Raw genomic sequence first — 24,018 nt, forward strand, 5'->3', positions numbered from 1 at the left:
GAAATTCACCCTTATTGCAACTAATTTGCAACTGCATCTGATGCACGAGAACGATACCGGCGCGGCCTGCGCGCCCGCGCCAGCTATTTGGCCGGAACCGTGAACCGCCGATTCCCCCTCGACGACAAACTGTTCGCGATCAGGGGACCAACAATGCTGACCATCAGCACAATCAGAGGGCGCGTCTTGGTTCCATTCGCAGTTCCGGGCTACCTTGCCGGTTGGGAAAGTCCCTTCCCGGCCCACCTGGTCTCAGAAGGCCGCGCTTACGAGATCCACATCGGCGTCAAATCGAAATCAATCCGACCGGAGGAGAAGACAGTGGTCCACGAAGGCATCCTCGCATGCAGCGGCCGGCTGCTTGCCGCCATCGCCAGTCAGGCGATTGATGATTTGGAAGGCAACAACAAGGTGGCCCTCGTCAAACAGTCCTCACAATGAGCGCCGTGATCGACCTCCTGCTGGCGGCGGACGTCCGGCCCTTCACGATTGCCGCGGCGATCGTGGTCGTGCTTGCCGTGATCGAACTGCTGTCGACGATGGTTGGGTTTTCGCTCAGCCACGTCGTCGGCAAGGACGTCGAGATCGAGGCCGACGGCCACAGCGCCATCTCCGGCCTGTTTCTCTGGATCAATGCGGGGCGCGTTCCGCTTTTGATTCTTTTGATGTTGACGCTTGGCATCTTTTCGATCGCGGGATTTTTCCTGCAGGCCATCGCGCACAGTGTCGGAATTTCTCTCCCGGTTTCGCTCGCCGCCGTCGGCGCCATCATCGGCACCATTCCGGCGGTCCGGGTTACCAGCCGCGCTATCTCACGCGTGATCCCGCGCGACGAGACCTATGCGGTGGATGACGCCGACTTCGTCGGCCAGATCGCAGTGGTTTCGATCGGTCCGCTCGACCAGGGACTGCCCGGCCGCGTCCGTCTCAAGGATGTCTTCGGCAACTGGCACTCTGTCCCGGCGCGCGCCGGCCCCGATTCGAAAGCGCTCGCGGTCGGCAGCAGCGTGTTGCTGGTCGACCGCGACACCAAGAGCTTTATCGCGATTGCCGCACCAGCCGACCTCATTGCACAACAATAGTCATCACACAGGACATGAACATGTGGGAATTAGCAGTACCGGTCTCTATCGGCGTCCTTCTCTTTGTCATCATCGGTTTCATGTTCGCGACGCTGTACCGGCGTTCGACCCGCGACGAGGCCTATGTGCGAACCGGTCTCGGCGGTCAGAAAGTCGTTCTCGACGGCGGCTCCGTCGTGCTTCCGGTCTTCCATTCGACGGCCGCCGTCAATCTGAAGACGTTGCGGCTGGAAGTCGCCCGTGGCGGTCCGGACTCGCTGATCACCAAGGACCGCATGCGCGTCGACATCGGCGCCGAATTCTACGTCCGCGTCAAACCCGACATGTCGTCGATCGCGCTGGCCGCGCAGACGCTCGGCAACCGCACCAACGACGCCGCTGAATTGCGCGAACTGATCGAGGCGAAATTCGTCGATGGCCTGCGCTCGGTCGCCGCCACCATGCATCTCGAAGAGCTGCAGGAACAGCGCGCGACCTTCGTCAAATCGGTGCAGGATGCGGTCGGCGCCGACATCCAGAACAACGGCCTCGAGCTTGAATCGGTTTCGCTGACGAGGCTGGACCAGAGCGACATCAAGCATTTCAATCCGAGCAATTTCTTCGACGCGCACGGCCTCACCACGCTGACCAAGATCACCAAGGAGCGCGAGCAGGAGCGCAACCAGATCGTCCGCACCACCGAGGTGAACATCGCGCAGCAGGACCTGGTCGCCCGCCAGACCACGCTGACCATCGAGAGCACCAAGCGCGAGGCGGAACTGGCGCAGCAGCGCGACATCGCCAACAAGACCGCCGCGATGCGCGCGCAGACCGCGCAGGTCGAGCAGACGGCGTTGCAGAACGAGGCCGAATACCGCATCCAGCAGGAACTGGCCGTCGCCAACGTCCAGACCGAGGCCAACCAGGCCCGCGACACCAAGAAGATCGAGGCTGATCTGGCGGTAAAGCGCCGCACCACCGAAATGGAGCGTGATCTCCAGATCGTGGCGCAGGAAGCCGCGATCGTCGTCGCCACCAAAAACAAAGAGCAATCCGAAGCGCAGACCATCGCCGAGACGGCGCGCGCGCTTGCGATCGCAGCCGAAGAAAAGGTCACGACCGCACGGGCCACCGAAATCGCCGAGCGCGACAAGATCATCAACGTGATCGCGGCGCGCAAGGTGGCGGAAACCGACGCGATGCCGATCACCGTGATGGCGGAAGCCGAACGTCAGGCCGCCGCCAACAAGGCGGAAGCGATCAACGTGCTGGCCCAGGCCGACGCCACCGCCGCGACCACGCGCGCGACCGGCGTCAAGGCGCTCGGCGAGGCCGAAGCCGAGGTGGCGGCGCTCAAGGCCGAGGCCCGCAACAAGCTCGGCGCCGAGATAATCGAATACGACCTCAACCTCGCCCGTATCAACATCATTCCGGGCGCGCTGGCCGAAGCGGTCAAGCCGATCGAGAAGATCTCGGACATCCGGATCTTCGACACCGGCGGCATGCTCGGTCGTGGTGGCGGCAACGGCGGTCTCGGACTCGGCGACGGTCTCGCCGCGCAGCTATTGTCGGTATCGGCGTTCAAGCCGATGATCGACAAGATTCTCGGCGAGGCCGGCTTCCCGGCTGGCCCCGACGCCATGACCAGCCTGTTGAATGCGCTGCGGTCCGGCAGCGGCCCGCTGACTGAAATGGAGGCGCCAGCGGCGCCTGCCGACAGTACCGCAACGCCGCCGACCACCATCTCCGGCACGGGCAAGGCGACGCTCGGACCGAAGTCGTAGTCGCCATGACGGCCTGATCCGCGGTCAGATCGCAAATTTAGAGAGGTCCGCCGCACCCGATGCGGCGGGCTTTTTTTACGCCTGTCGGGCACGGCGCTTTCGTCCCTCCTCCATTTCTTTATTGCAAATGCCTCTCATTAGTGACACTAGTTGCGAATAATTCGCAATTGCAAGTCAGGGAGGCGGTCGATGCGTCAGCTCAAGCGGGCTTTTGGCGGCATGGACGGAGACCATGACGATTTTCACTTCGGCAATTTTTCCCAGCATTTTTTCCTGCCGCACCAGCCTCACGGTTCACATGGCTCGCACGAATCCCACCCCTCTCATGGGGGCCATGGTTCTCACGGGGGCCACGGTTCTCATGGCTCGCATGATGACCCGTCGTGCCAACCGGGTCCGCAGCCGGTAAAAATCGAATACCGCAGCTTCGACGGCTCGCAGAACAACCGGTCGGATTCCACCCTCAACGCCGCCGGAACCGAATTCGCGCGTATCGGCACGGCGCATTTTGCCGACGGCATTTCGGTGCCGCTCGGCGGCAACAACCCGCGCACCATCAGCAATCTCGTAGTCGGCGCCGGCGATGCCGACGTGGCGAACCCGGAAGGTGTTTCCGCGTTCATGTACGCCTGGGGCCAATTCATCGATCATGACATGACGCTGACCCGCACAGACGGCGTCAACGACATCAGCGTCGTCGTTCCCGCGGGCGATCCCGTATTCCCGGCTGGCACCATCATTCGGATCACCCGCGCCGTCACCGATCCCACGACCGGTGCGGGCACAGCCAATCCGGCGATGGCGGTCAATTCCAATTCCGCCTGGCTCGACGCCTCGATGGTCTACGGGTCGAGTGCGGCAATCGCGGCCAGCCTGCGCACCGCCGACGGCCACATGAAGACGTCGGCGGGAGACAATTTGCCCATCATCAACGGCATGGTGGTGGCCGGCGACGGCCGTGCCGCGGAAAATCCGGCGCTGACCGCCCTGCAGACGCTGTTCGTGCGCGAACACAATTATCAGGTCGACAAACTGCATCATGAGCATCCGAACTGGAGCGGCGACCAGCTCTACAATTACGCCCGCGCCATCGTGTCAGCCGAAATCGCCAACATCACCTATTCCGAATTCCTGCCGAACCTCGTCGGCAAGGACGCGCTCACGCCCTATGACGGCTATGATCCCAATGTCGATCCGCACTTGACGCTGGAATTCGTCGCCGCGGCGTTCCGCTTCGGACATTCGATCGTATCGGGCGAAACCGAAGGCCTTGCGGAAAACGGCGAGGTCATCGCCGGCTCCGAGGAAGACTTGAAAGACGTGTTCTTCCAGCCGGCGGCAGACTTCATCGACAATGGCGGCGCCGACGGACAATTGCGCCATCTGGCCGCCGACCCCTCGCAGGCGCTCGATGCGCGCATCGTCGAGGATCTGCGAAATTTTCTGGTCGATGCGCCGGTGTCGATGGATCTCGCCGCGATCAATATCCAGCGCGCGCGCGACCTTGGTCTCGGCACGCTCAACCAGACCCGTGAAGCGCTCGGCCTCGACCCCTACACGGATTTCAGCCAGATCACGAGCGACCCGGAGACGCTGGCCGGATTGAAGGCGGCCTACGGCAACGTCAACAATGTCGGCCTGTGGACCGGCGGCCTGTCGGAAAACCATGTCCCCGGCGCGCTTGTCGGCGAAACCTTTCAGGCCATCCTGACGATGCAGTTCGAGGCGCTGCGCGACGGCGACCGGCTCTGGTTCGAGAACCAGGGCTTCGATGCCAAAACGTTGTCCGAGATCAAGGGCACGACGCTGGCCGACATCATCCTGCGCAACACCGACACCAAGCACATCCAGGACGACGTTTTCGTCACCTATGTCCGGCACACGGGGCTTGCCGGCGGCGTCGAGTCCGAAGACCCCGACGCCCGCCAGATCGTCATCGGTTCAAACGGCACCGACACCTTGATCGGCGGTCCGCAGGGCGATTACCTGTTCGCCGGCACCGGCAAGCAGACCATGACGGGCAACGCCGGCGCGGATCGCTTCGTGTTCGATCTCGGCGCCACCAAAGCCAGGATCACCGACTTCGATCCCGACGTCGACCTGCTGGTGTTCAAGCACGCCGGACGTCTCGACTTTCGCGATGTGAAAATCTCGGGCAACCACGGCAACACGATCGTGCAGGTCGGCGACGACTGGATCGAACTGACGGGCGTGCGGCCCTATGAACTCAGCAAGCACGACTTTCTGTTCGACGTTTGATGGGTCAGCAAGACGTGGATGGCCGGGACAAGTGTTTAGCCCGGACAGATCACCGACAGATGTTGGGAGACATAGCTGACACATCAAGGTGAGAAACCTCCACACGTTCGCGTGTGGAGGTTTTTTCATTGCCCACAGCTTGTCGGGAAACGGGTGGGTTGGACCGTGCAGTCGTCGGACAGTGAGGGCCAATAAAGCCATCAGGGAATCGCCAAGGAATCCCCCATGTCCACCGCCGAGACGCCGCGCCTGCCGCCGACCTTCAACCGCCTCGCCTGGTCCAACCTCGCCGCGCAATCGGCCGAGCAGGTAGCGCTGGCCGCCGCCCCCATCGTCGCCGTGCTGCTGCTGGGCGTCGGCGAAGGCCAGACCGGCCTGCTGCAGACCGCGCTGACGCTGCCCTTCATCCTGTTTGCGATACCGGCAGGCCTGCTGGCGGACCGCATCTCGCGGCGCCGGCTGATGGCGGGCTCCGAAGCGCTGCGCGCGGCGGCGCTCGGCGGAATCCTGCTGCTGATCTGGCTCGGCTGGATGACGCTGCCGCTGCTGGCTCTGCTCGGCTTCGTCGCGGTGTGCGGCACGGTCGCCTATAGTGTCGCCGCACCGGCGCTGGTGCCGTCGCTGGTGAACCCGGAGCAACTACCTGCGGCCAACGCGCGGATTGAGCTGGCGCGCACCGTGGCGTTCGCCAGCGGCCCCGCGCTCGGCGGCGTGCTGGTCGGATGGGTCGGTGCGGCCCCCGCCTTCGGATTTGCCACGGCGCTTTCTGTGATCGCGGTGGTGCTGCTGTCGGGCATCTATGAGCCCGCCCGCGCGCCCGCGCCGCGCCGGCATCCGCTGCAGGAGATCAAGGAAGGCGCTGACTTCGTGCTGCACCACAAGCTGCTGCGGCCGGTGTTCATCACCCAGTTCATCTTCAACACGGCCTCGTTCCTGCTGCTTGCGGTGTTCGTGCCCTATGCCGTGCGTCATCTCGGCCTGTCGGCGACCGGCGTCGGCACGACGCTGGCGATGTACGGCGTCGGCATGGTGGTCGGGGCGCTCCTGGCAACGCGGGTGATGAAGCGCCTCGCCTTCGGCACCGTGATCGGACTCGGCCCGGTGACCGGTTTCGTCGCCGCCACCGTGATGGCGCTGACGACCATCTTTCCGTCACCGCTGCTCGCGGGCCTGAGCTTCTTCCTGCTCGGCGTCGGCCCGATTCTGTGGGTGATCTCCACCACCACGCTGCGCCAATCGGTGACGCCGCCCTCGCTCTTGGGGCGCGTCTCCGCCATCAACATCATGAGCTATGGCGCCCGCCCGCTCGGCTCGGCGCTCGGCGCCATCGTCGGCGGCCTCTACAGCGCGGAAGCGTGCCTGTATCTGGCGGCCGCGATCTTCGCCGCGCAAGCGCTGGTGATCCTGATGTCGCCCGCCGTTTCGCTGACGCGGCAGCCGGACATGGTCGGCGACGGACCGGCGCTGCGGGCATGTTGATTGCAGAAAGAATCCTCTGACTTCGCGCGCGTTCCGAGATGGTTCCGTCATGCCCGGGCTTGTCCCGGGCATCCACGTCTCTCTTGGCTGCAAACCCGGAAGTAAGACGTGGATGGCCGGGTTAAGCCTGGCCATGACAAACTGAACCCATGATGAAGCAAAACAGCATGGCCATCGGCGTTTCCCAATCCCGTTTTATATGATATTCATCATTTTATAGAAAACGGGAACCCTCCATGGCGAACCAGACCGTAGCGATCGACGCGAGCCCCCGTCCCGAGGCCTCTTCCACCGTGCTGCAGATCGCGGTGCTGGCGGCGCTGGCCGCCACCGGGACGCTGGCGACCAATATCCTGCTGCCGTCGCTGCCGCAGATGGCAGCGTCGCTGCACGTCACCAGCGCTGCGGTCACATCAGCCATCACGATCTTTCTCGCGGTGTTCGCGGTCGGCCAGCTGGTGGTCGGACCGATTTCGGACCGCTACGGCCGCCGCTGGCCGGTACTGATCGGATTTGCCGTATTTTTCGCCGGCAGCGTCTGGTGCGGCCTCGCCACCGACCTGCCCAACCTGCTCGCCGGCCGCGTGGTCCAGGCCGCCGGCGCCTGCGCCACTTCCGTGCTGTCGCGCGCGATCGCCCGCGACTTGTTCTCCGGCGCGGCACTGGCGCGCGCGATGGCGCTGATCATGATCGCGATGGCCGCCGCACCCGGCTTCTCGCCGCTGCTCGGCGGCGCGCTCGATCACTATTTCGGCTGGCGTTCCGAATTCGCGCTTGTCGCCGCCTTTGCGGTGCTCGGCGCGCTCGCCTACAGCATGGTTCTGGGCGAGACCCATCATGCGACGCGCACACCGCTCGACCCGCTCGCGATTGCCAAAAACTATCTTGGCCTGATCACCGACCGGCGTTTCGTAGTGCCGGCCGCGACCGTGAGCCTGATCATGGGCGGTCTGTTCGCGATGTTCTCGGCCGCGCCCCGCGTGCTGATCGAAGCGATGCACTTTACGCCGATCCAGCTGGGCCTGTTCTTCGCCGGCACCGTGCTGATCGTATTCGCCTCAGGCATGCTGGCGACAAAGCTGGCGCCGCGCTACGGGCTCGACCGTTCGATCCGCGGCGGATTGTTCGCGGCCGCTGCCGGCAGCTTCGCGATGCTGCTGGTGTCGCTGTATAGCCCGACCTTCCTGCCATTTCTGGGGGCGATGAGCGTGTTCCTGCTCGGCATGGGCATCGTGAACCCCTTGGGCACCGCGCAGGCGCTCTCCCCGTTCGGCGAGAAAGCGGGCGCCGCCTCCGCGCTGGTCGGCTTCTGGCAGATGATGACGGCGGCGATCGGCGTCTGGCTGGCCGCGACGATCTCGCGTGAGGCGCTGTTTGCGCTCGGCGTGGTGCTGACGGTGTTTTCCTTCGTCGCGGTCGGGCTGTATACGCTGCGCGCCAAAGCGGCCTAACTGCCGAGATAGCGCTCGTACTTTCCGGCCACGACTTCATCCGACGCAATGTCCGGATCCAGCGTGTAGAGATCCTGCGCGCGGCCGATGCCGCGCAGCGCATAGCGGCCGGTGGAAACCAGATAGTTCCGCCCCGCCGCATCCAGTCCCGTCCTGAACGCCTCCGAGGTCAGCAATTCGCGATCGACCGAACGACACATCGAGGCGATGCGGCTGACTTCGTTGACGGCCGGCCCCACTACGGTGAAGTCGAGCCGGTCCTCGCTGCCGATATTGCCGTAGAAGACTTCGCCGACATGCAGGCCGACATGGGCCGTCGTCACCGCCACGCCTTCGGCGGCGCGGCGGGCGCTGACCGCGGCCATGTTGTGCCGGAAACGATGCTCGGCGCGCAGCGCCGTGCGCTTGGCGACGGCCATGTTCTCATGGGTGAACATCGCCAGCACGCCGTCGCCGATCAGTTTCAGCACCTCGCCGCCGGCATCATGGATGGCGTCGATCGAAGCCTGCGCATAATCGTTCAGGAACGGAATGATCTGGCCGGGCTCGATGCTCTCGCTGATCGAGGTCGAGCCGCGCAGATCCGAAAACCACAATACCGCGTTGATGCGTTCGGTGACGCCGCGGGCAATGCGGCCACGCAGCACCTGCTCGGACGCGTCCCGGCCGAGATAGACCCGCCCCAGCGTCCGCGCGACGTCGGCCTGCGCGGCGGATTTGATCGCAAGCCCGAGCACCGGCACCAGTTCGCGCAAGGCGGCGAGCCCCTGCTCGCCAAAACCTTCGTCGCGCCGGGTCACCCATGTCGAGTAAAAGCAGTCCATCTGGCCCATGGTGCCGGCTTCGCCGAAGCGGTGCACCATGCTGAGAAAATGTTTGTGCCCCTTGGCGGACAGGTCCTCGATCATGTTGAAATCGAGGCCTTCGCAATCGGACAGATCGATCAGCAGTTCGTCGCCACCGGTTTCAAGCAAATGGTAGAATGTCGAGCGCCGCCAGTTTTCCGCAACGGCGCCGCCCTCGCTACTCGAACCATATTCAAAACTGTCGCTCTCGTTGGTTTGGGAATCGCTCCAGCGAAATCCGCGGCCCTCGAACACCGGGTGCAGCGTATCAATGATGACCATTGAACGCGACAGCTCCAGGCCATGGGCGCGGCAGCGCTCGCAAAAGCCACGGAGCAGATCGTTTTCGGGCAGGCCTGTCAGGCTCTGGTGGGCGATCCAGTTCATCAGGCGCAGGCGGGGCGTGAGTTCCATCCCGCCATTATGCCGCGCAATCGTGACAGACGGAAGCCTGCCGAAGCCCGTTACGTCTTCCCCGCTACGACGACTTCGCCGTCTTCCTTCACGAAGGAGTCCACGGGACGGTCGAGCAGGTCGAGCACCAGTTCCGACGGTCGGCACAGCCGAACCCCCTTCGGTGTCACCACGATCGGCCGATTGATCAGGATCGGATGGGCGAGCATGAAATCGATCAGTTCATCGTCGCTCCAATTGGGATCGGCAAGACCGAGCTCCGCATAGGGCGTGCCCTTCTCGCGCAATAACTCGCGCGCGGAGATGCCCAAGGCGGCGATCAGTTCGACCAGCCGGGCCCGGCTCGGCGGCGTCTTCAGGTATTCGATCACCTCAGGCTCTTCGCCGCTCTGGCGGATCATTGCCAGCGTATTGCGCGAGGTGCCGCAGGACGGGTTGTGATAGATCGTCACGCTCATGAATGAGCCTCCCTGGTCGTTGCAGCCACCTCGCCTGCCCCGCGCAGCAGCCAGCCCATCAGCATCATCGCAAGGATGGCGCCCAAAAGTTCGGCGGTGATGAAGCCGGGCAGATCGGTCGGACGAATTCCCGAAAACGTATTGGTGAAAGAACGGGCGATGGCGACCGCGGGATTGGCAAACGACGTCGACGACGTGAACCAATAGGCCGCCGTGATGTAGAGCCCGACCAGCCAGGGAATCGCCGGCCGGTTGAACCGGATGCCGGCGAGTATAGTGACAACCAGGCCGAACGCGGCCACGCCTTCGGCCAGCCATTGCGCGCCGCCGGTTCGGACCTTCAGCGAGGCATCCAGCAGCGGCAGGGCGAACATCGCGTGCGCCATGATGGTTCCGGCGATGCCGCCGGCGATCTGCACCGCCACATACGACAGCGCCTCGCGTGCCGTCAGTTCGCGCCGGAGCGCAAACACCAGCGACACCGCGGGATTGAAATGCGCGCCCGATATCGGCCCGAGAATGCTGATCAGCACGACAAGGATCGCACCGGTCGGCAGCGTGTTGCCGAGCAGCGCCAGCGCAACGTCCTTGGTGAGCGTTTCCGCCATGATGCCGGAGCCGACCACGGTCGCGACCAATATCGCGGTGCCGAGGGCCTCGGCGGTCAGGCGGCGCGGAAGATCGAAGTCGGACATCAGCTCGCCTTCTCGTGGCCGTTGGTGGCACCGTCGATCCGGCCGATATCGCGCAGCCGCGTTCCCAGCGACAGGGCATCGATGCTGCTCAGCGGCAGGCTCGTGAACGCGGCGATACGATTCTTCATGTACCGGAATGCCTCGACGAATGCCGCTTCGCGCTCGATATCAGTCCCAACGACCTCGGCCGGATCCGCGATACCCCAATGCGCCGTCATCGGCCGGCCGGGCCACACCGGGCAGGACTCCCCTGCAGCGTTGTCGCAAACCGTAAAAATGAAATCCATCGCGGGAGCACCTGGGCGCGCGAACTCTTCCCAACTCGTGGAGCGCAAATCGCCGGTCGGATAATCGAGGCTATTCAGGACCCTGATCGCGAACGGATTCACCGTTCCCTTCGGCTGGCTCCCCGCGGAGAAGGCGCGGAAGTGGCGATGGCCATCCTTCCGCAGAATCGCCTCGGCCAGGATCGAACGGGCGGTATTTCCGGTGCAAAGGAAGAGAACATTGTACATGCGTTCAGACATGAGCTTTCCTCCTCTTCGATTTCGGTGAGCAGCAAGGCGTGAGGTCTTCGACCAGCGGCGCGCAGATTTCCGGCCGGCCGTCGCAGCAATCCCTGACCATGAACAGCATGACCGCTCGAAAAGCGTCGAGATCGGCGCGGTAGACGATCGAGCGGCTGAAGCGCTGGGCCGTCACCAGCCCCGCGCGCGACAGGATCGCCAGATGCGACGACATGGTGTTTTGCGGCACCGCCAGCGCCTTGGCGATATCGCCCGCCGCCAGCCCATCCGGTTCGTGCTTCACCAGCAGACGAAACACCTCGAGCCGGGTCGGCTGGGCCAATGCAGCGAGCGCTAGGATAGCTTGTTCTGATTCCATATATCCAGACTTATGGATATATATTGTCCCCGTCAAGCCTCGCGGACGTACCCGCGATGCCTTGCCGACAATAATCTGCTGCCCGACGGGCAAATCACTTCTGATTTACGGAAGTCGTGTCAAGCCCGAAATAAAAAATATTTCGCTTTTACAGAATGGCAAATCAGGTGCATATCTTTGCCCATCCCGTCCTGGTCAGAAGGGCGTCGGCCGTCGTCACGGACGTTGGACGGGTTGCGGTGGACGCTTGGTTCACGTCTGACGACGGCGTGGATCGAGCGTACGGCAAAACCGTGTGGTCCTGGCACCCGTTGCTGGTGTCAAGCTGTCGGAGAAGCGCAAGCGGAAACGGCAGTGACGGAGTCAACCAAGAACTCGTCTCCGGGGAGATCACGGCATAAGCCGTAAAGCCATTGCGCAGGGAATGTCGGATGTTCTCCGCTGCCCTGTATGCTCGTGTGCACTTTGTTTTGTGCAAACCGCACGCGAGACCGCGGGTGCAGCGCGCATCCGGCATTCCCTGCGCCCTCTCATTTGAGGGTGGGAAGTTTCCAGCAAAACTCGGGCGCAATGCGTCGCGAGAACGCGAACACACATTCAGCTGTCATCACCCGCCCATGCGGGTGACCCAGGATCCCAGAGACGGCAATGATTGAACCGAGAAGCCCCGGCGTACTGGGTCCCCCGCTTTCGCGGAGGACGACAGCCTTGTGCGGAACGACCCTATCGACGTTCATTGCGGGCAGAATTCTCTATTTCCATAATTCTAGAAATACGGTTGACAACCCCGGATTCGGGCGTCATTCTGCCGTCATGAAACTCGATGACGCCGCCGCACACCTCGAAGCCCTGGGCAATCCGACCCGGCTCAAAATCTATCGCGCGCTGGTTCGCGCCGGCGACGCCGGAATGTCGGTCGGCCGGCTGCAGGACAAGCTGAAGATCGCGCCGTCCACCCTCTCGCATCATATCAAGACGCTGATGGTGGTGGGCCTGATCAACCAGGTGCGGGACGCAACCACACTCGTATGCCACGCCAATTACGACGTGATGCGAGGGCTGGTGGAGTTCCTGGTGGCCGAATGCTGCACCGGCTCCGAAAGCAATGATACGCAGACCGCGGCGTGAATTTGCGCCGCCCGTAATTTCGATATTTCTAGTTTGATGGGAGAACAGTATGAGCGAGGCAAAGTCCGTTGCGATCATCGGCGCCGGCCCGGTTGGCCTTGCCGCCGCCGCCCATGTGCTGGAGCGCGGGCTCCGGCCGATCGTGCTGGAAGCAGGCAGCAGCGTTGGACATTCCGTCCGGCAATGGAGCCACGTCCAGCTGTTCTCGCCGTGGGAATACAACATCGATCGCGCTGCGGAGCGTCTGCTCGCGGCAACGGGGTGGAATTCGCCCGACCCGCAGCACTATCCGACCGGCGCGGAATTGCTGGAGGGCTACCTTGAACCGCTCGCGGCCAAAACCGCCCTCACCGATCACATCCACACCTCCAGCCGCGTCACCGACATCAGTCGCGCTGGTTTTGACAAGCTCAAGACCAAAGGACGCGAGTCAGCGCCGTTCGAAATTCGCTATCAGAACGGGCAAGGCCCGAAGGTCGTCAAGGCTGACGCTGTGATCGACGCGTCAGGCACCTGGCATTCGCCCAATCCGGCCGGCGCCAATGGCCTCCCCGCCATCGGCGAGGCGCAGGCGGCGAGCAAAATCGCCTACGGCATGCCCGATATTCTGGGAAGAGATCGCGCGCGCTACGCCGGCAAGACCGTCGCCGTGCTGGGCGCCGGTCATTCGGCGATCGGTACGCTGACCGATCTCGCGCGGCTCGCCGCCGAGGTGCCGGAAACACGTCCGATCTGGCTGTTGCGCGGCAACGATCCCGCCAAGGCCTTTGGCGGCGGCGAGAACGACAAGCTGGTTGCACGTGGCGAGCTTGGCGCCGCCTTTGCATCGCTGGTCGCCGCTGGCCGCATCAGGGTTGAGAGCGAGTTTCGGGTTTCGCACATCACGGCGGAGGGCCCTCGCCTCACCGTCGCGACCGGCGCGGGCAGTTGCTGCCGTCAAATCGTTGTCGACGAGCTGATCGTTGCAACAGGCTTTCGGCCGGACCTGAATTTCGTGCGCGAGCTTCGCATCCAGCTTGATCCGGCTATCGAATGCCCGGTGGCGCTGGCGCCGCTGATCGATCCGAACGAGCATAGCTGCGGCACCGTGCGGCCCCACGGCGCGCGTGAACTGGCGCAGGCCGAACCCGGCTTCTATTTCGCCGGCATCAAGTCCTACGGTCGTGCGCCCACATTCCTGATGCTGACGGGCTATGAACAGGTCCGTTCGATTGCCGCCGATATTGCCGGCGATCACGCGGCGGCAGAGCGTGTCGAACTGGTGCTGCCCGAAACCGGCGTTTGCAGTCGCGCGGACGCGCCCAGCGCAAGCCAGTGCTGCGGCGGACCGGCGCCATCAGCTGTTGACGCCTGTTGCGCGGCAGATGCAAATGCCAAGCAACAAGGCAAAACGGGATGCGGCTGCGCGTCCTGAACGAACCGGGGTGAAACGCATTTCCTTAAACGGCCGATCCGTCATCGTCGCGATGTGTGTGGGGCAGCTCGGCAGCCTGCTTCCGCATGTCGTGGTGCCTTCCATTCTCGCGGCGTTCCTGATTCCGGAATGGCATCTGAGCGGCGCGCAGGCCGGCCTGCTCGCAGGCTCGGGCGCTGCGGGCTACATGTTGACCGTGCCGGTGCTGGCGACGCTGACCGACCGGATCGACGCGCGAAAAATACTGATCGCGGGCTCGGCGGTCAGTGCACTCGGTACATTGCTGTTCAGCCTGTTTGCCACCGGCCTCTGGTCCGGGGCGTTGTTCAACGCCATCGCGGGCATCGGATTTGCGGGCGCTTACATGCCCGGCCTCAAGGCGTTGACCGATCGGCTTGCGCCGGGCGATTCATCTCGCGCGGTCACGTTCTACACGTCGAGCTTCTCGTTCGGCGTCGGACTGTCGTTCCTCATCTCACAGCTCGTCGCGGAAGCCTGGGGCTGGCGCGCCGCCTTCCTGGTGACGGCGCTGGGCCCACTGGTGATGCTTTCCGTGTGCTTCCTGCTGCAGCCGGTGACGCCGAAGCCCGCGCAAGGCCGTTTGCTGGATTTTGCGCCGGTGTTCCGCAACACCAGCGCGATGGGTTTCGTTCTCGGCTATGGCGCGCACTGCTTTGAGCTTTACGGCATCCGAACCTGGCTGGTGGCGTTCTGGACATTCGTGGCGGCGAGGAGTTCGGACGGCTCGATCCTGACCCCCGTCGTGGTCAGCGTGCTGTTCTCCGTGCTCGCGATGCCCGCAAGTATTCTCGGCAATGAATGCGCGATCCGGTTCGGCCGCCATCGCGCCATCACCGCCGTGATGTTCAGTTCGGCCGTCGTGGCGCTCTTGATCGGCGCGTTCGCCGACAAATCGCCATGGCTGCTGCTGCCGCTGATCCTGGCCTACGCCATCACCGTGCCTGCCGATTCCGGCGCGCTGACATCGGGGATGACGATGGCGGCGGACCCGAAATACCGCGGGGCGACGATGGCCGTGCATTCGACCGTCGGCTTCAGCCTTTCGGCTTTGGGCGCCTGGGCCCTTGGCGTCGCGCTGGATGCGGCCGGTGGACCGTCGAGCGCCTCCGCCTGGACGGCGGCGTTTACCGTGCTCGCGGTGGGTATTCTGCTTGGGCCATTGGCACTCTACTGGTCGAGACGGACCACGGTTCAGGCATGAGTGCGACACAAGCCTGTTGCCACCTGACGTCATGGCGCCTAGGCTCCAAGTTGTCTATTATCATAGACAACTTGATTCCGGCACGCTGGAACGACGGCAACGACAACAAGCAGGCGCAACGAAAAAGATAAGCCATGAGCGCACGCCCCCTCCCCATCATCATCGCGCTCGGCACCACGCAGACGCTGGCCTGGGCATCGAGCTATTACCTGCCGGCCATTCTGGCCGACCCGATCTCACGCGATCTCGGGGTCTCCTCGAACTGGATATTTGCCGCCTTCTCCGCCGCCCTGGTGATCTCGGCTTTGCTTGGCCCGCGCATCGGCCGGCAGATCGACCTGGTCGGTGGCCGGCCGGTGCTGTCGATGTCCAATGTGATATTCGCGGCCGGACTGACGCTGCTTGGGTTCAGCTATTCCATTCCGGTGATGGTTCTCGCCTGGCTACTGCTTGGCATCGGCATGACCGGCGGCCTCTACGATGCGGCGTTCGCCGCGCTCGGGCGCATCTACGGCAATGAAGCGCGGCGCTCGATCACCGGCATCACGTTGCTCGCGGGTTTTGCATCCACGGTCGGATGGCCGCTGTCGGCCTGGGGACTGGAGACCATCGGCTGGCGCAACACCTGCTTTGCCTGGGCGGCGGCGCATATCCTGATCGGCCTGCCGATCAATTTGCTGATGCTGCCGGCGGTGAAGGGCGCCAAGGCTGCGGTGGCGAACGCCGTCAAGCCGCACATCGCGATCGACCGCACCATGATCCTGCTGGCCTTCGTGTTCGCCGCCGCCTGGACCGTCACCGGTGCGATGGCCGCGCATCTGCCGCGCATCATGGAAGCGGCCGGCGCCACCACCGCGCAGGCGGTGTTCGCCGGCGCCCTGCTTGGCCCGGCGCAGGTGGCGGCGCGTATCTTCGAGGCTGGCTTCCTCAGCCGCTTTCATCCGCTGGTCTCGACCAAGCTCGCATGTGTCACGAATCCGATCGGCGCGGCGATACTCGGATTGGCCGGTGGCGGGGCGGCCAGCGTGTTCGCGATCTTCTACGGCGCCGGCAACGGCATCCTCACCATCGCGCGCGGCACGCTGCCGCTGGCGATCTTCGGCCCCCAGAATTACGGCTATCGCCTCGGCATCATCGGCGCGCCGGCGCGGATGGCGCAGGCCGCCGCTCCATTGCTGTTCAGCCTCTTGATCGACATTATGGGCAGCCGCGTTCTGATCGTCTCCTCCGCGCTCAGCCTCGCGGCGCTGCTCGCGCTGTTTATGGTGCGCAGCCATCCGCCCATGACGACACAATCATGAGGACTCCCAATGGTAGATGACACGACGCCGTCGATCCGGCGCATCAACCCGCCCGAACTCGGCACCCCACCCGGCTATTCGCAGATCGTTGACGTCAGTCCGGGCCGCCTCATCTTCATCGCCGGCCAAACCGCGCTCGATCGCGACGGCAATGTGGTCGGCAAGAACGATTTTTCCGCGCAAGCAGAACAAGTGTTCGAGAACCTCACCATCGCGCTGAGGGCAAGCGGATGCACGGCCGCCAACCTGGTCAAACTCACGGTGTTCCTCACCGACATAGACAATCTCGGCCGCTACCGGGAAGCCCGGAACCGCTTCTTTGCCTCCGTCACGCCGCCGGCCGCGCCCGCGGTCACGCTGGTCGAGGTGTCGAAGCTCTATGGCCCCGATTTCCTGATCGAGATCGAGGCCATCGCCGCGGCGTGAGTCGCCTCAATCCCTGAAGCGCGCCATGATGACCTCGTCGTGGAAGACACCATTGATCAAAATCGCACGCCTTGATCCCTTCCTCGACGAACCCGGCCTTGCGGTAGAGCGCCGCGGCGCTCGGATTGTCCGCAAACACGCCGAGTTCGATGCGCAGATATCCAAACGCATCCGCGGCCACGAGGGATTCCCGCAGCAGACGTTCACCCAGCCCCTGACCGCGCCACTGCGGCAGCAATCCCATAAAGAGATCGCCGACATGCGCCATCACCTCGCGTGAAGCCGGTGGGATGTTGCACCAGCCGATGACCTCCCGATCGGCGATGGCGACGAACTGCGGGTATCCCTTTTCGATGTTGCGGCGGACGAAGGCCGTTGCGCGTTCGATCGGCGGCGCCTCGATAAGCGCCAGATATCTGTGCTCGCGGGCCACCACACCGACGGCTGCATGGAAGCTCTCAATGTCTTCCTCGCGAATCTGACGGACCTCGATCGTCATGGCGCGACTTCCTTACAACTCAGAACGGCGGCATCGGATGATATCCGGCCTGGCAACTTAGGGTAACCCCTTCGCCGCCGACGTCGCGATCCAGATGCCGGCGAACACCGCGACCAGCCCGAGCACAAGGTTGGGCGTGATCGGCTCCCCGACCAACTGCGTGGCCAGCAATCCTGCCGCCAGCGGGTTGACGGTCATGGTGTTGGCCACCCTTGTCGGTGACGCCCGTTCCAGCGCCAGCACCCACAGGATGAACGCCAGCGCGCCGCCGGCGATCCCGAGATAGAGGCCTGCGATCCATTGCGCCGTTCCGAACTGGCTCAAGACTGCAGCGCTGCCGGTCAACGACCCCACGATGATCAGCGCGGCGGCTCCCGTGCCCATGCCGACCGTGAGGAAGCCGAGCGCGCTCGAGCGCTGGATGAACGGACGGGACCAGACGTTGTAGAACGCCATGCACAAGACGGCCGCCGTCATGATCAGTTCGCCGCGCCAGGCGCCCGCCGGCGCGCTCGAGAGCCCCGATGCCAGGGCCGCGAAGACGCCGAGCACGGCGATGCCGACGCCGACCGATTTCCGTTTCGTCAGCGGCTCGATGCCGAGCAACGCGCCGACCACCATGGTGTGCAGCGGCAGCGTCGCCAGCGCGAGGCTGGCGCGCGCCGCGGTCGTATAGGACATCGCGATGTTGTAGAGGACGAAGAACACGCCAAAGAAGCAGAAGCCCAGTGCGGCGACGGCAGGCCAATCCCGGCGCTGCGGCCAGCGTGCTTTCAGGAGCAGCGCGGCAGGCAACACGCAGCAAAAGCCGATGCCCCAGCGCAGGATCGCCATCGTGACCGGATCGGTATTGCCGGCGAGATAGCGCGTGATCGCCGCCGCGGTCCCACCGAGAGAACTCGATACCAATGCAATTGCGACACCGACCCATTCGCCGCCCAATGCCTGTCTCCCATGTCTTGCCAAGCTTGCTTGTGCCATCTTGCCGGTCGGCAAGGTTTCGGCAACTACCTGGCAGGTACTCATGGCGCTCCAGCAGGATTTCGCGGCAAACCTCCGCTGGTGGCGGCGGAAGCGAGGCCTGTCGCAACTCGAACTCGCCGGGCGCACCGAGATTTCGCAGCGGCATCTGAGTTTCCTTGAACTGGGCCGCGCAGCGCCGAGCCGGGACATGGTGATACGGCTTGCGATCGCCCTCGACGTGCCGCTGCGCCAGCATAATTCGCTGCTGATCGCGGCGGGCTTTGCGCCGGTGTGGCGGCAGACCAACCTCGCCGCGCCCGAGCTCGGGCAAATCCGCACTGCGCTCGATTTCATGCTGGCCCAGCAGGAGCCGTTTCCTGCGGTCGCGGTCGATCGGCACTGGAATCTGCTGCAAAGCAATTCCGGCACCGTCCGGCTGGTCGAATTCCTGGTCGGGCCGTTGGCGCCGGACACGCCGATCAATCTGGCCGACGCGCTGGTTGCCCCGGACGTGCTGCGGCCGCATCTGGTGAACTGGGTCGAAGTCGTCGGCTATTTCATCCGGAGCGTGGAAGCCGACGCTGCCGCTGATGGATCAACCGAGACCGCAGCGCTTCTTAAACGATTGCTCGCTTATGAAGGCGTGCAGGCGGCGGTCCATGCGCCCCCTGCCGAACTGGCTATCTCGCCAGTGCTTCCCATGCATTTCCGCAAAGACGGGATCGATCTGCGGCTGTTTACGACCATCGCCACGCTGGGCATTCCGCAGGATATTACGCTGCAGGAACTTCGCATCGAAAATTTCTTCCCCCTGGATGACACCACCGCCCGCATCCTGCGCGGCTGGGCTGCCGAAAACGCATCGCGCACAACGCTTCGCAGGGACTGAACGAGGGTGAACCATGTCTGCTGATCTGCTCATTCGTGCCGTCGAGCAAGCCGATCTTCCGGCGCTGCTGGAATTATATCGCGACTTGAATCCCTCCGATCCGCCTCTCGCGATCGAGGATGCGACATCGATCTGGCGGCAGCTCTCGGGCTACAAGGGAAGCGCCGTTTTCGTTGGGGTCCGGCAGCACGTGCTCATCACTTCCTGCACGCTCGTCGTTGTGCCGAACCTGACCCGCGGCGGCTTGCCCTATGCGCTGATCGAGAACGTGGTCACCGGCGCAAACCATCGCAAGCAGGGACACGGCGGCGCCGTTCTCAAACACGCGATCGCCGAGGCCTTGAAAAACAATTGTTACAAAGTCATGCTGTTGACGGGATCGAAAAGCCCGGCGATGCTGAAATTCTATTCTGGCGTCGGCTTTGAACAGAACAAGACCGGATTCCAGATCCGGCAGTTGCCGGTGCGTCAGGAATGATTTGTGCTGCCTCCCCACCGCGTCAGGACGACTCCTCGGGCGGCTTGATGTGGCGGAACGAGAACAGCAGCGCGAGGTCGTAGCCGATCTTCAACGCGCCGCAGACCACCAGCGGCAGGCCGGAAAACGCTGTCATCAGCAGCGCGCCCGAGATCGCCGGGCTGATCGCGGACGCAAGGCTGCGCGGCACCGCGGTGACGCTGGCGGCGGCGGGCCGCTCTGCGGGTGTCACGACTGCCATCACATAGGAGGTGCGGGTCGGCACGTCCATTTGCGACAGCGCCGAACGCAGCAACAACAGCCCCAGCGCCAGATAAAGATTGGGCGAGAACGCCGCCAGGATCAGGAACACGCTGGAGGGGATGTGCGTGAACACCATGGTGTTGACGAGGCCGATTCGCCTGGCGAGCCAGGCGGCGACCGGATAGGAGAAGGCGCTCAGCGTGCTCGACCAGAAGAAGAACAATCCCGCCGCAGACAGTGAAAGATCGAAGCGCTCGAACAGCCACAGCACCAGCAACGACTGCGCGACGAAACCGCCCGCGAACGCATCGATGCTGAACAGCGCGGCGAGCTTGTAGACGGTGCCGCGCGAAGGCCCGAGCGGCGTCTGCGGCGCCCGCTCCTCGCCGCGCGTGTGCGGGACACGACGATAGAGCGCGGCGCAGAGTATACCGAGCGCGCCGTAGGCATAGAACATCAGGCGGAACGCGCCGAGCTGGGTGCTGCCGCTGGCAACGAGAAAATCGGGCAACGACGCCGCCAACGATCCCGCCGCGGTGGCCAGCGCGCCGATCAGGCTGTAGCGGGCAAATATCTGCGTGCGGCGTGCGTCCGTCGCGCTGTGGGCGAGCACCGCATGTTCGAGCGGCACCAGCACGCCGAGGTCGCCGCCGGACGGATTGATGGTGCCGATAAAGGCGACCAGCACGATCAGGACGAAGTGCTCGACGCCCGGGAACGCAACCCCGGTGGCCGCCATCAGGCCCGCGCCGAACATCAGTAGCGGACGCAAATCATGGCGGGGCGCGATCCAGCCGACGATCAAGGTCAGCAGCGCGGTTCCCAGCAGCGAGGCGGTGGCGACGATGCCGACCGCGATGGCGTCGTAACCCAGCAGCGTCATGTAGGCCGGCAGGATAATGATCGCAAAACCGTCGCCGAATCCGCGCAAGCCCCGCGCGACATAGAGCAGCGTGATCAGCGAGGCTGCGGTAGACGATTTGGACTCTGTGGGAATGCTGGCCATCGATCCATGCCTTCATGCGCAACTCGACACGTCGAGCGGTGCGCAGAGCTTGGACGGCGGACCGTCTGACGGGGAGCCTGCTTTGTCCCCGATATGACGCATGCTAGGTCCGGACAATGAATTCCGCAAGCATCGGGCCCGTAGGATGGGTGCATGGGTTGACAGCCGAACCGGCAAGCAGTTAATTCGGCGCATGGGGACCATGCGATCTCCCCACGAGGCGACATGCCCAAGTATCGCGCCCGTTTTCTCTTAACGAGGGCGCAACCATGTCATCCTACACCACGATATCTCCAGATAAACTTGCACGGTTGATCGGCACGGCGAACATGCCTGTCCTGATCGACGTCCGTACCGACGAGGATTTCGCCGCCGACCCGCGGCTGATTCCCGGCGCCGTCAGGCGCAGCCATCAGGACGCCGCCAATTGGGGCGAGGAGTTCTCCGGCCGTCCCGCCATCGTGGCTTGCCTGCGCGGCCAAAAGCTCGCGCAAGGCACCGCCGCCTGGCTGCGGCATCTCGACGTGTCGGCCGAAACGCTCGAAGGCGGCTTTGAAGGCTGGAAGGCTGCCAAGCTGCCGCTGGTGCCGGCCGAAAAGCTGCCGCCGCGCGACGCGCGAGGCCGCACCGTCTGGGTAACGCGGGCGCGGCCGAAGATCGACCGCATCGCCTGCCCCTGGCTAATTCGCAGATTTGTCGATCCAAACGCGGTGTTCCTGTTCGTCGCACCGTCGGAGGTGATCGCGGTCGGCGAGCGCTTTAACGCGGCGCCCTTCGACGTCGAGAACGTGTTCTGGAGCCACCGCGGCGAACTCTGCACCTTCGACGTGATGATCGAGGAATTCGGTCTGGCGACGCCGGCTCTGTTGCGGCTGGCGACGATGGTCCGCGCCGCCGATACCGGCCGGCTCGACCTTTCGCCGGAAGCACCCGGGCTGCTGGCCGCCTCGCTCGGCCTGTCGCGAATGTTCGACGACGATCTCGAGCAATTGGAGGCCGGCATCACGCTGTATGACGCCTTCTATCGCTGGTGCCGCGATGCGACCGGCGAAACCCACAATTGGCCGAGCAACAAGGCGAAGTCGTAATGGAAGCGACCATCAACAAAACAGCCGAAGCCGGTGCCAACAGCGAATACGCGCACGGCATCAGCTTCGGCGAGGCATTCCGGGTCTGGCTGCGGGTGGCCTGCTTAAGTTTCGGCGGGCCGGCAGGCCAGATCGCAGTGATGCATCGCATCTTGGTCGAGGAAAAGAACTGGATTTCCGAGAGCCGGTTCCTGCATGCGCTGAACTACTGCATGCTGCTGCCGGGGCCGGAGGCGCAGCAGCTCGCCACCTATATCGGCTGGCTGCTGCACCGGACCGCCGGCGGCATCATGGCCGGCGGACTTTTCATCCTGCCCGGCATCATCGCCATCATGGGGCTGAGCTATATCTACGCCGCCTACGGCAATGTCGGCTTCGTCGAGGCGGTGTTCTTCGGGCTGAAAGCGGCGGTGCTCGCCATCGTCGTGCAGGCCGTGGTGCGGGTCGGCAAACGCGCGTTGCGCAACCGGGTCATGATCGCGCTGGCGGGCATCGCCTTTGTCGCGATCTTTTTCTTCAATGTCCCCTTCCCGATCATCATCATTGCCGCCGGCGTGATCGGCTTTCTCGGCGCCCGCAGCGGACGGCCGGAATTCGCCGCGGTCGAACATGGCGGCGGCGGCAAGAAAACAGCCGTCGTCGACAGCCTGCTCGGCGAAGAGTTGCCCGAGCATGTCCGCCCGAGTGTCGCCAAGGCGCTGAAAGTCAGTTCGGTCTGGCTGCTGTTATGGCTGGTGCCGGTGGCCGCGCTGCTGATCGCGTTCGGCCAGGACAATGTGTTCAGCCAGATCGCGCTGTTCTTCTCGAAGATGGCGATGGTGACGTTCGGCGGCGCCTATGCCGTGCTGGCCTATGTCGCCCAGCAGGCAGTCGAGCACTATCACTGGGTGCAGCCGCGCGAGATGCTGGACGGTCTCGGCATGGCCGAGACCACGCCGGGCCCGCTGATCATGGTATTGCAGTTCGTCGGCTTCATGGCCGCCTTTCGCGATCCCGGCACGCTGTCGCCGATGATGGCGGCAACCCTCGGCGGATTGCTGGCGACCTGGGTCACCTTCATGCCCTGCTTCCTCTGGATCTTCCTCGGCGCGCCCTTCATCGAGACCCTGCGTGGCAACAAGGGGCTAGCCGGCGCGCTAACCGCAATCACCGCCGCCGTGGTCGGCGTGATCCTCAATCTGTCGATCTGGTTCGCGCTGCATACGCTGTTCCGGCAGACGACGCCGGTCCGATCGTTCGGGTTGTCGTTCGACATGCCCGTGCTGTCGAGCATTGATATTGCCGCGTTCGTGCTGGCGGCTGCCGCCGCCACCGCGATCTTCCGCCTCAATGTCGGCATGCTCTGGGTGCTGGCGGGGTCCTGCGCGGCGGGCGTGACGCTGCGGCTGACGGGGATGATTTGAGGGACGGCGCTGCCGCCGACCCGTCTTAACCACGAAACAGGCGTTCGACCCCGTCGCACGAGTCAGAAGTCAGGCCGCTTCCCGACCGATTCTGTTTTGCAGTTCCGCAATGTCGATGAATCCGTCGGCCTGACGACGCAATTCTTCGGCGACGATCGGCGGCTGGCTCGAAATCGTCGAGGCTACGGTGACGCGGACGCCTCGCCGCTGCAGCGATTCAACCAGCGCGCGGAAAGCGCCATTGCCAGAGAACAACACGATTTCGTCAAGATGCACGGCGAGCTGCATCGCATCGACCGCCAGTTCAATATCCATGCTGCTCTTGAACTTGCGGCGACCGCCGGCGTCGGCGAACTCTTTCGATGCCTTGGTAATGACGGTGTAGCCGTTGTAACCAAGCCAGTCGACCAAGGGACGGATCGAGGAAAATTCCTGATCCTCACTGACAGGCGTGTAGTACAATGCCCGCAACAACGAACCGCGGTTCTGAAATTCCAAGAGCAGACGCTTGAAGTCGATGTCAAAGCCGAGCGCCCTGCCGGTTGCGTGAAGATTGGGGCCATCGATGAAGATCGCCATTCTGCCGGGCTCTGATCGCAACATATTACCGTCCTTGAACCGAGAAAA

Annotated in this window: 23 protein-coding genes and 1 pseudogene; 15 read left to right on the forward strand and 9 right to left on the reverse strand. The window is 63.9% G+C overall.

The window, feature by feature from the left end; translation table 11 throughout:
• The first annotated feature begins 153 nt into the window (after positions 1-153).
• The 6 genes from JQ597_RS07805 (at position 154) to JQ597_RS07830 (ending at position 8,034) form a co-directional block, all read left to right on the forward strand.
• Positions 154-441, forward strand: a complete 288-nt coding sequence (locus JQ597_RS07805) for a hypothetical protein (RefSeq protein WP_212263631.1) — start codon at positions 154-156, stop codon at positions 439-441.
• Between the two features lie 8 nt (positions 442-449).
• A complete protein-coding gene (locus tag JQ597_RS07810; RefSeq protein WP_212263771.1) occupies positions 450-1,082 on the forward strand; it encodes an OB-fold-containig protein in 633 nt (210 codons plus the stop codon).
• Between the two features lie 20 nt (positions 1,083-1,102).
• Complete coding sequence (locus tag JQ597_RS07815) at positions 1,103-2,845, forward strand: flotillin family protein (protein ID WP_212263632.1); 1,743 nt, start codon at positions 1,103-1,105, stop codon at positions 2,843-2,845.
• 189 nt (positions 2,846-3,034) lie between these two features.
• Positions 3,035-5,104: a peroxidase family protein gene (locus JQ597_RS07820; RefSeq protein ID WP_212263633.1), complete on the forward strand. Its 2,070-nt coding sequence runs from the start codon at positions 3,035-3,037 to the stop codon at positions 5,102-5,104.
• Between the two features lie 225 nt (positions 5,105-5,329).
• A complete protein-coding gene (locus JQ597_RS07825) occupies positions 5,330-6,583 on the forward strand; it encodes an MFS transporter (RefSeq protein ID WP_212263634.1) in 1,254 nt (417 codons plus the stop codon).
• A gap of 236 nt (positions 6,584-6,819) precedes the next feature.
• Positions 6,820-8,034, forward strand: coding sequence for a multidrug effflux MFS transporter (locus JQ597_RS07830; protein ID WP_212263635.1), 1,215 nt, complete (start codon positions 6,820-6,822; stop codon positions 8,032-8,034).
• On the opposite strand, the gene JQ597_RS07835 is transcribed toward JQ597_RS07830, so the two are convergent.
• Genes JQ597_RS07835 through JQ597_RS07855 form a run of 5 tightly spaced genes read right to left on the reverse strand, consistent with a single transcriptional unit; the run spans position 8,031 to position 11,331 of the window.
• Positions 8,031-9,293, reverse strand: coding sequence for an adenylate/guanylate cyclase domain-containing protein (locus tag JQ597_RS07835; protein ID WP_212263636.1), 1,263 nt, complete (start codon positions 9,291-9,293; stop codon positions 8,031-8,033). The two genes, JQ597_RS07830 and JQ597_RS07835, sit on opposite strands and share 4 nt — an antisense overlap.
• A 50-nt stretch (positions 9,294-9,343) precedes the next feature.
• Entirely contained in the window at positions 9,344-9,751 is a 408-nt protein-coding gene (arsC, locus tag JQ597_RS07840) for an arsenate reductase (glutaredoxin) (protein ID WP_212263637.1), read from the reverse strand.
• On the reverse strand, positions 9,748-10,446 hold the full coding sequence (locus JQ597_RS07845) for an aquaporin (RefSeq protein ID WP_212263638.1): 699 nt from the start codon (positions 10,444-10,446) through the stop codon (positions 9,748-9,750). Before JQ597_RS07845 ends, arsC begins: the two co-directional genes overlap by 4 nt.
• Positions 10,446-10,973 (reverse strand): arsenate reductase ArsC, encoded by a 528-nt coding sequence (locus tag JQ597_RS07850; RefSeq protein ID WP_212263639.1) that lies wholly within the window; start codon positions 10,971-10,973, stop codon positions 10,446-10,448. The genes JQ597_RS07845 and JQ597_RS07850 overlap by 1 nt, the downstream gene beginning before the upstream one ends.
• The gene (locus tag JQ597_RS07855; protein ID WP_212263640.1) at positions 10,966-11,331 is read right to left on the reverse strand and encodes an ArsR/SmtB family transcription factor; all 366 of its coding nucleotides are present in this window, start codon (positions 11,329-11,331) and stop codon (positions 10,966-10,968) included. Before JQ597_RS07855 ends, JQ597_RS07850 begins: the two co-directional genes overlap by 8 nt.
• Before the next feature lie 813 nt (positions 11,332-12,144).
• On the opposite strand from JQ597_RS07855, the gene JQ597_RS07860 reads away from it, so the two are divergent.
• The 5 genes from JQ597_RS07860 to JQ597_RS07880 all read left to right on the forward strand — a co-directional run bounded on the left by JQ597_RS07860 (position 12,145) and on the right by JQ597_RS07880 (position 16,822).
• Positions 12,145-12,459: an ArsR/SmtB family transcription factor gene (locus JQ597_RS07860; protein ID WP_212263641.1), complete on the forward strand. Its 315-nt coding sequence runs from the start codon at positions 12,145-12,147 to the stop codon at positions 12,457-12,459.
• 49 nt (positions 12,460-12,508) lie between these two features.
• A complete protein-coding gene (locus JQ597_RS07865; RefSeq protein WP_212263642.1) occupies positions 12,509-13,873 on the forward strand; it encodes an NAD(P)-binding domain-containing protein in 1,365 nt (454 codons plus the stop codon).
• Positions 13,874-13,925: 52 nt separating this feature from the next.
• Positions 13,926-15,095 carry an MFS transporter gene (locus JQ597_RS07870; RefSeq protein WP_212263772.1) on the forward strand — a complete coding sequence of 390 codons (1,170 nt, stop codon included), beginning with the start codon at positions 13,926-13,928 and terminating at the stop codon, positions 15,093-15,095.
• Between the two features lie 134 nt (positions 15,096-15,229).
• Positions 15,230-16,396 (forward strand): MFS transporter, encoded by a 1,167-nt coding sequence (locus JQ597_RS07875; RefSeq protein WP_212263643.1) that lies wholly within the window; start codon positions 15,230-15,232, stop codon positions 16,394-16,396.
• A 9-nt stretch (positions 16,397-16,405) separates the two neighbouring features.
• Complete coding sequence (locus JQ597_RS07880) at positions 16,406-16,822, forward strand: RidA family protein (RefSeq protein ID WP_212263644.1); 417 nt, start codon at positions 16,406-16,408, stop codon at positions 16,820-16,822.
• Here JQ597_RS07880 and JQ597_RS07885 read toward each other — a convergent pair.
• Both JQ597_RS07885 and JQ597_RS07890 read right to left on the reverse strand, forming a co-directional pair.
• On the reverse strand, positions 16,749-17,321 hold the full coding sequence (locus JQ597_RS07885; protein ID WP_249147584.1) for a GNAT family N-acetyltransferase: 573 nt from the start codon (positions 17,319-17,321) through the stop codon (positions 16,749-16,751). The genes JQ597_RS07880 and JQ597_RS07885 overlap by 74 nt on opposite strands.
• 57 nt (positions 17,322-17,378) lie before the next feature.
• A complete protein-coding gene (locus tag JQ597_RS07890) occupies positions 17,379-18,263 on the reverse strand; it encodes a DMT family transporter (RefSeq protein WP_249147586.1) in 885 nt (294 codons plus the stop codon).
• Between the two features lie 82 nt (positions 18,264-18,345).
• On the opposite strand from JQ597_RS07890, the gene JQ597_RS07895 reads away from it, so the two are divergent.
• Together JQ597_RS07895 and JQ597_RS07900 are read left to right on the forward strand one after the other, a co-directional pair.
• A complete protein-coding gene (locus JQ597_RS07895; RefSeq protein WP_212263645.1) occupies positions 18,346-19,173 on the forward strand; it encodes a helix-turn-helix domain-containing protein in 828 nt (275 codons plus the stop codon).
• 13 nt (positions 19,174-19,186) lie between these two features.
• Entirely contained in the window at positions 19,187-19,651 is a 465-nt protein-coding gene (locus tag JQ597_RS07900; protein WP_212263646.1) for a GNAT family N-acetyltransferase, read from the forward strand.
• A gap of 22 nt (positions 19,652-19,673) precedes the next feature.
• Here the strand turns inward: JQ597_RS07900 and JQ597_RS07905 are convergent, their stop codons facing one another.
• Complete coding sequence (locus tag JQ597_RS07905) at positions 19,674-20,900, reverse strand: MFS transporter (protein ID WP_212263647.1); 1,227 nt, start codon at positions 20,898-20,900, stop codon at positions 19,674-19,676.
• A 269-nt stretch (positions 20,901-21,169) separates the two neighbouring features.
• On the opposite strand from JQ597_RS07905, the gene JQ597_RS07910 reads away from it, so the two are divergent.
• Both JQ597_RS07910 and chrA read left to right on the forward strand, forming a co-directional pair.
• A complete protein-coding gene (locus JQ597_RS07910; RefSeq protein ID WP_212263648.1) occupies positions 21,170-21,988 on the forward strand; it encodes a chromate resistance protein ChrB domain-containing protein in 819 nt (272 codons plus the stop codon).
• Complete coding sequence (gene chrA, locus JQ597_RS07915; protein WP_212263649.1) at positions 21,988-23,391, forward strand: chromate efflux transporter; 1,404 nt, start codon at positions 21,988-21,990, stop codon at positions 23,389-23,391. The genes JQ597_RS07910 and chrA overlap by 1 nt, the downstream gene beginning before the upstream one ends.
• 78 nt (positions 23,392-23,469) lie before the next feature.
• Here chrA and JQ597_RS07920 read toward each other — a convergent pair.
• Positions 23,470-23,994, reverse strand: a pseudogene (locus JQ597_RS07920) (LabA-like NYN domain-containing protein); the annotation flags it as partial.
• Positions 23,995-24,018 lie beyond the last annotated feature (24 nt).

The sequence above is a fragment of the Bradyrhizobium sp. AUGA SZCCT0177 genome, from assembly GCF_018130125.1.
Lineage (GTDB): Bacteria > Pseudomonadota > Alphaproteobacteria > Rhizobiales > Xanthobacteraceae > Bradyrhizobium.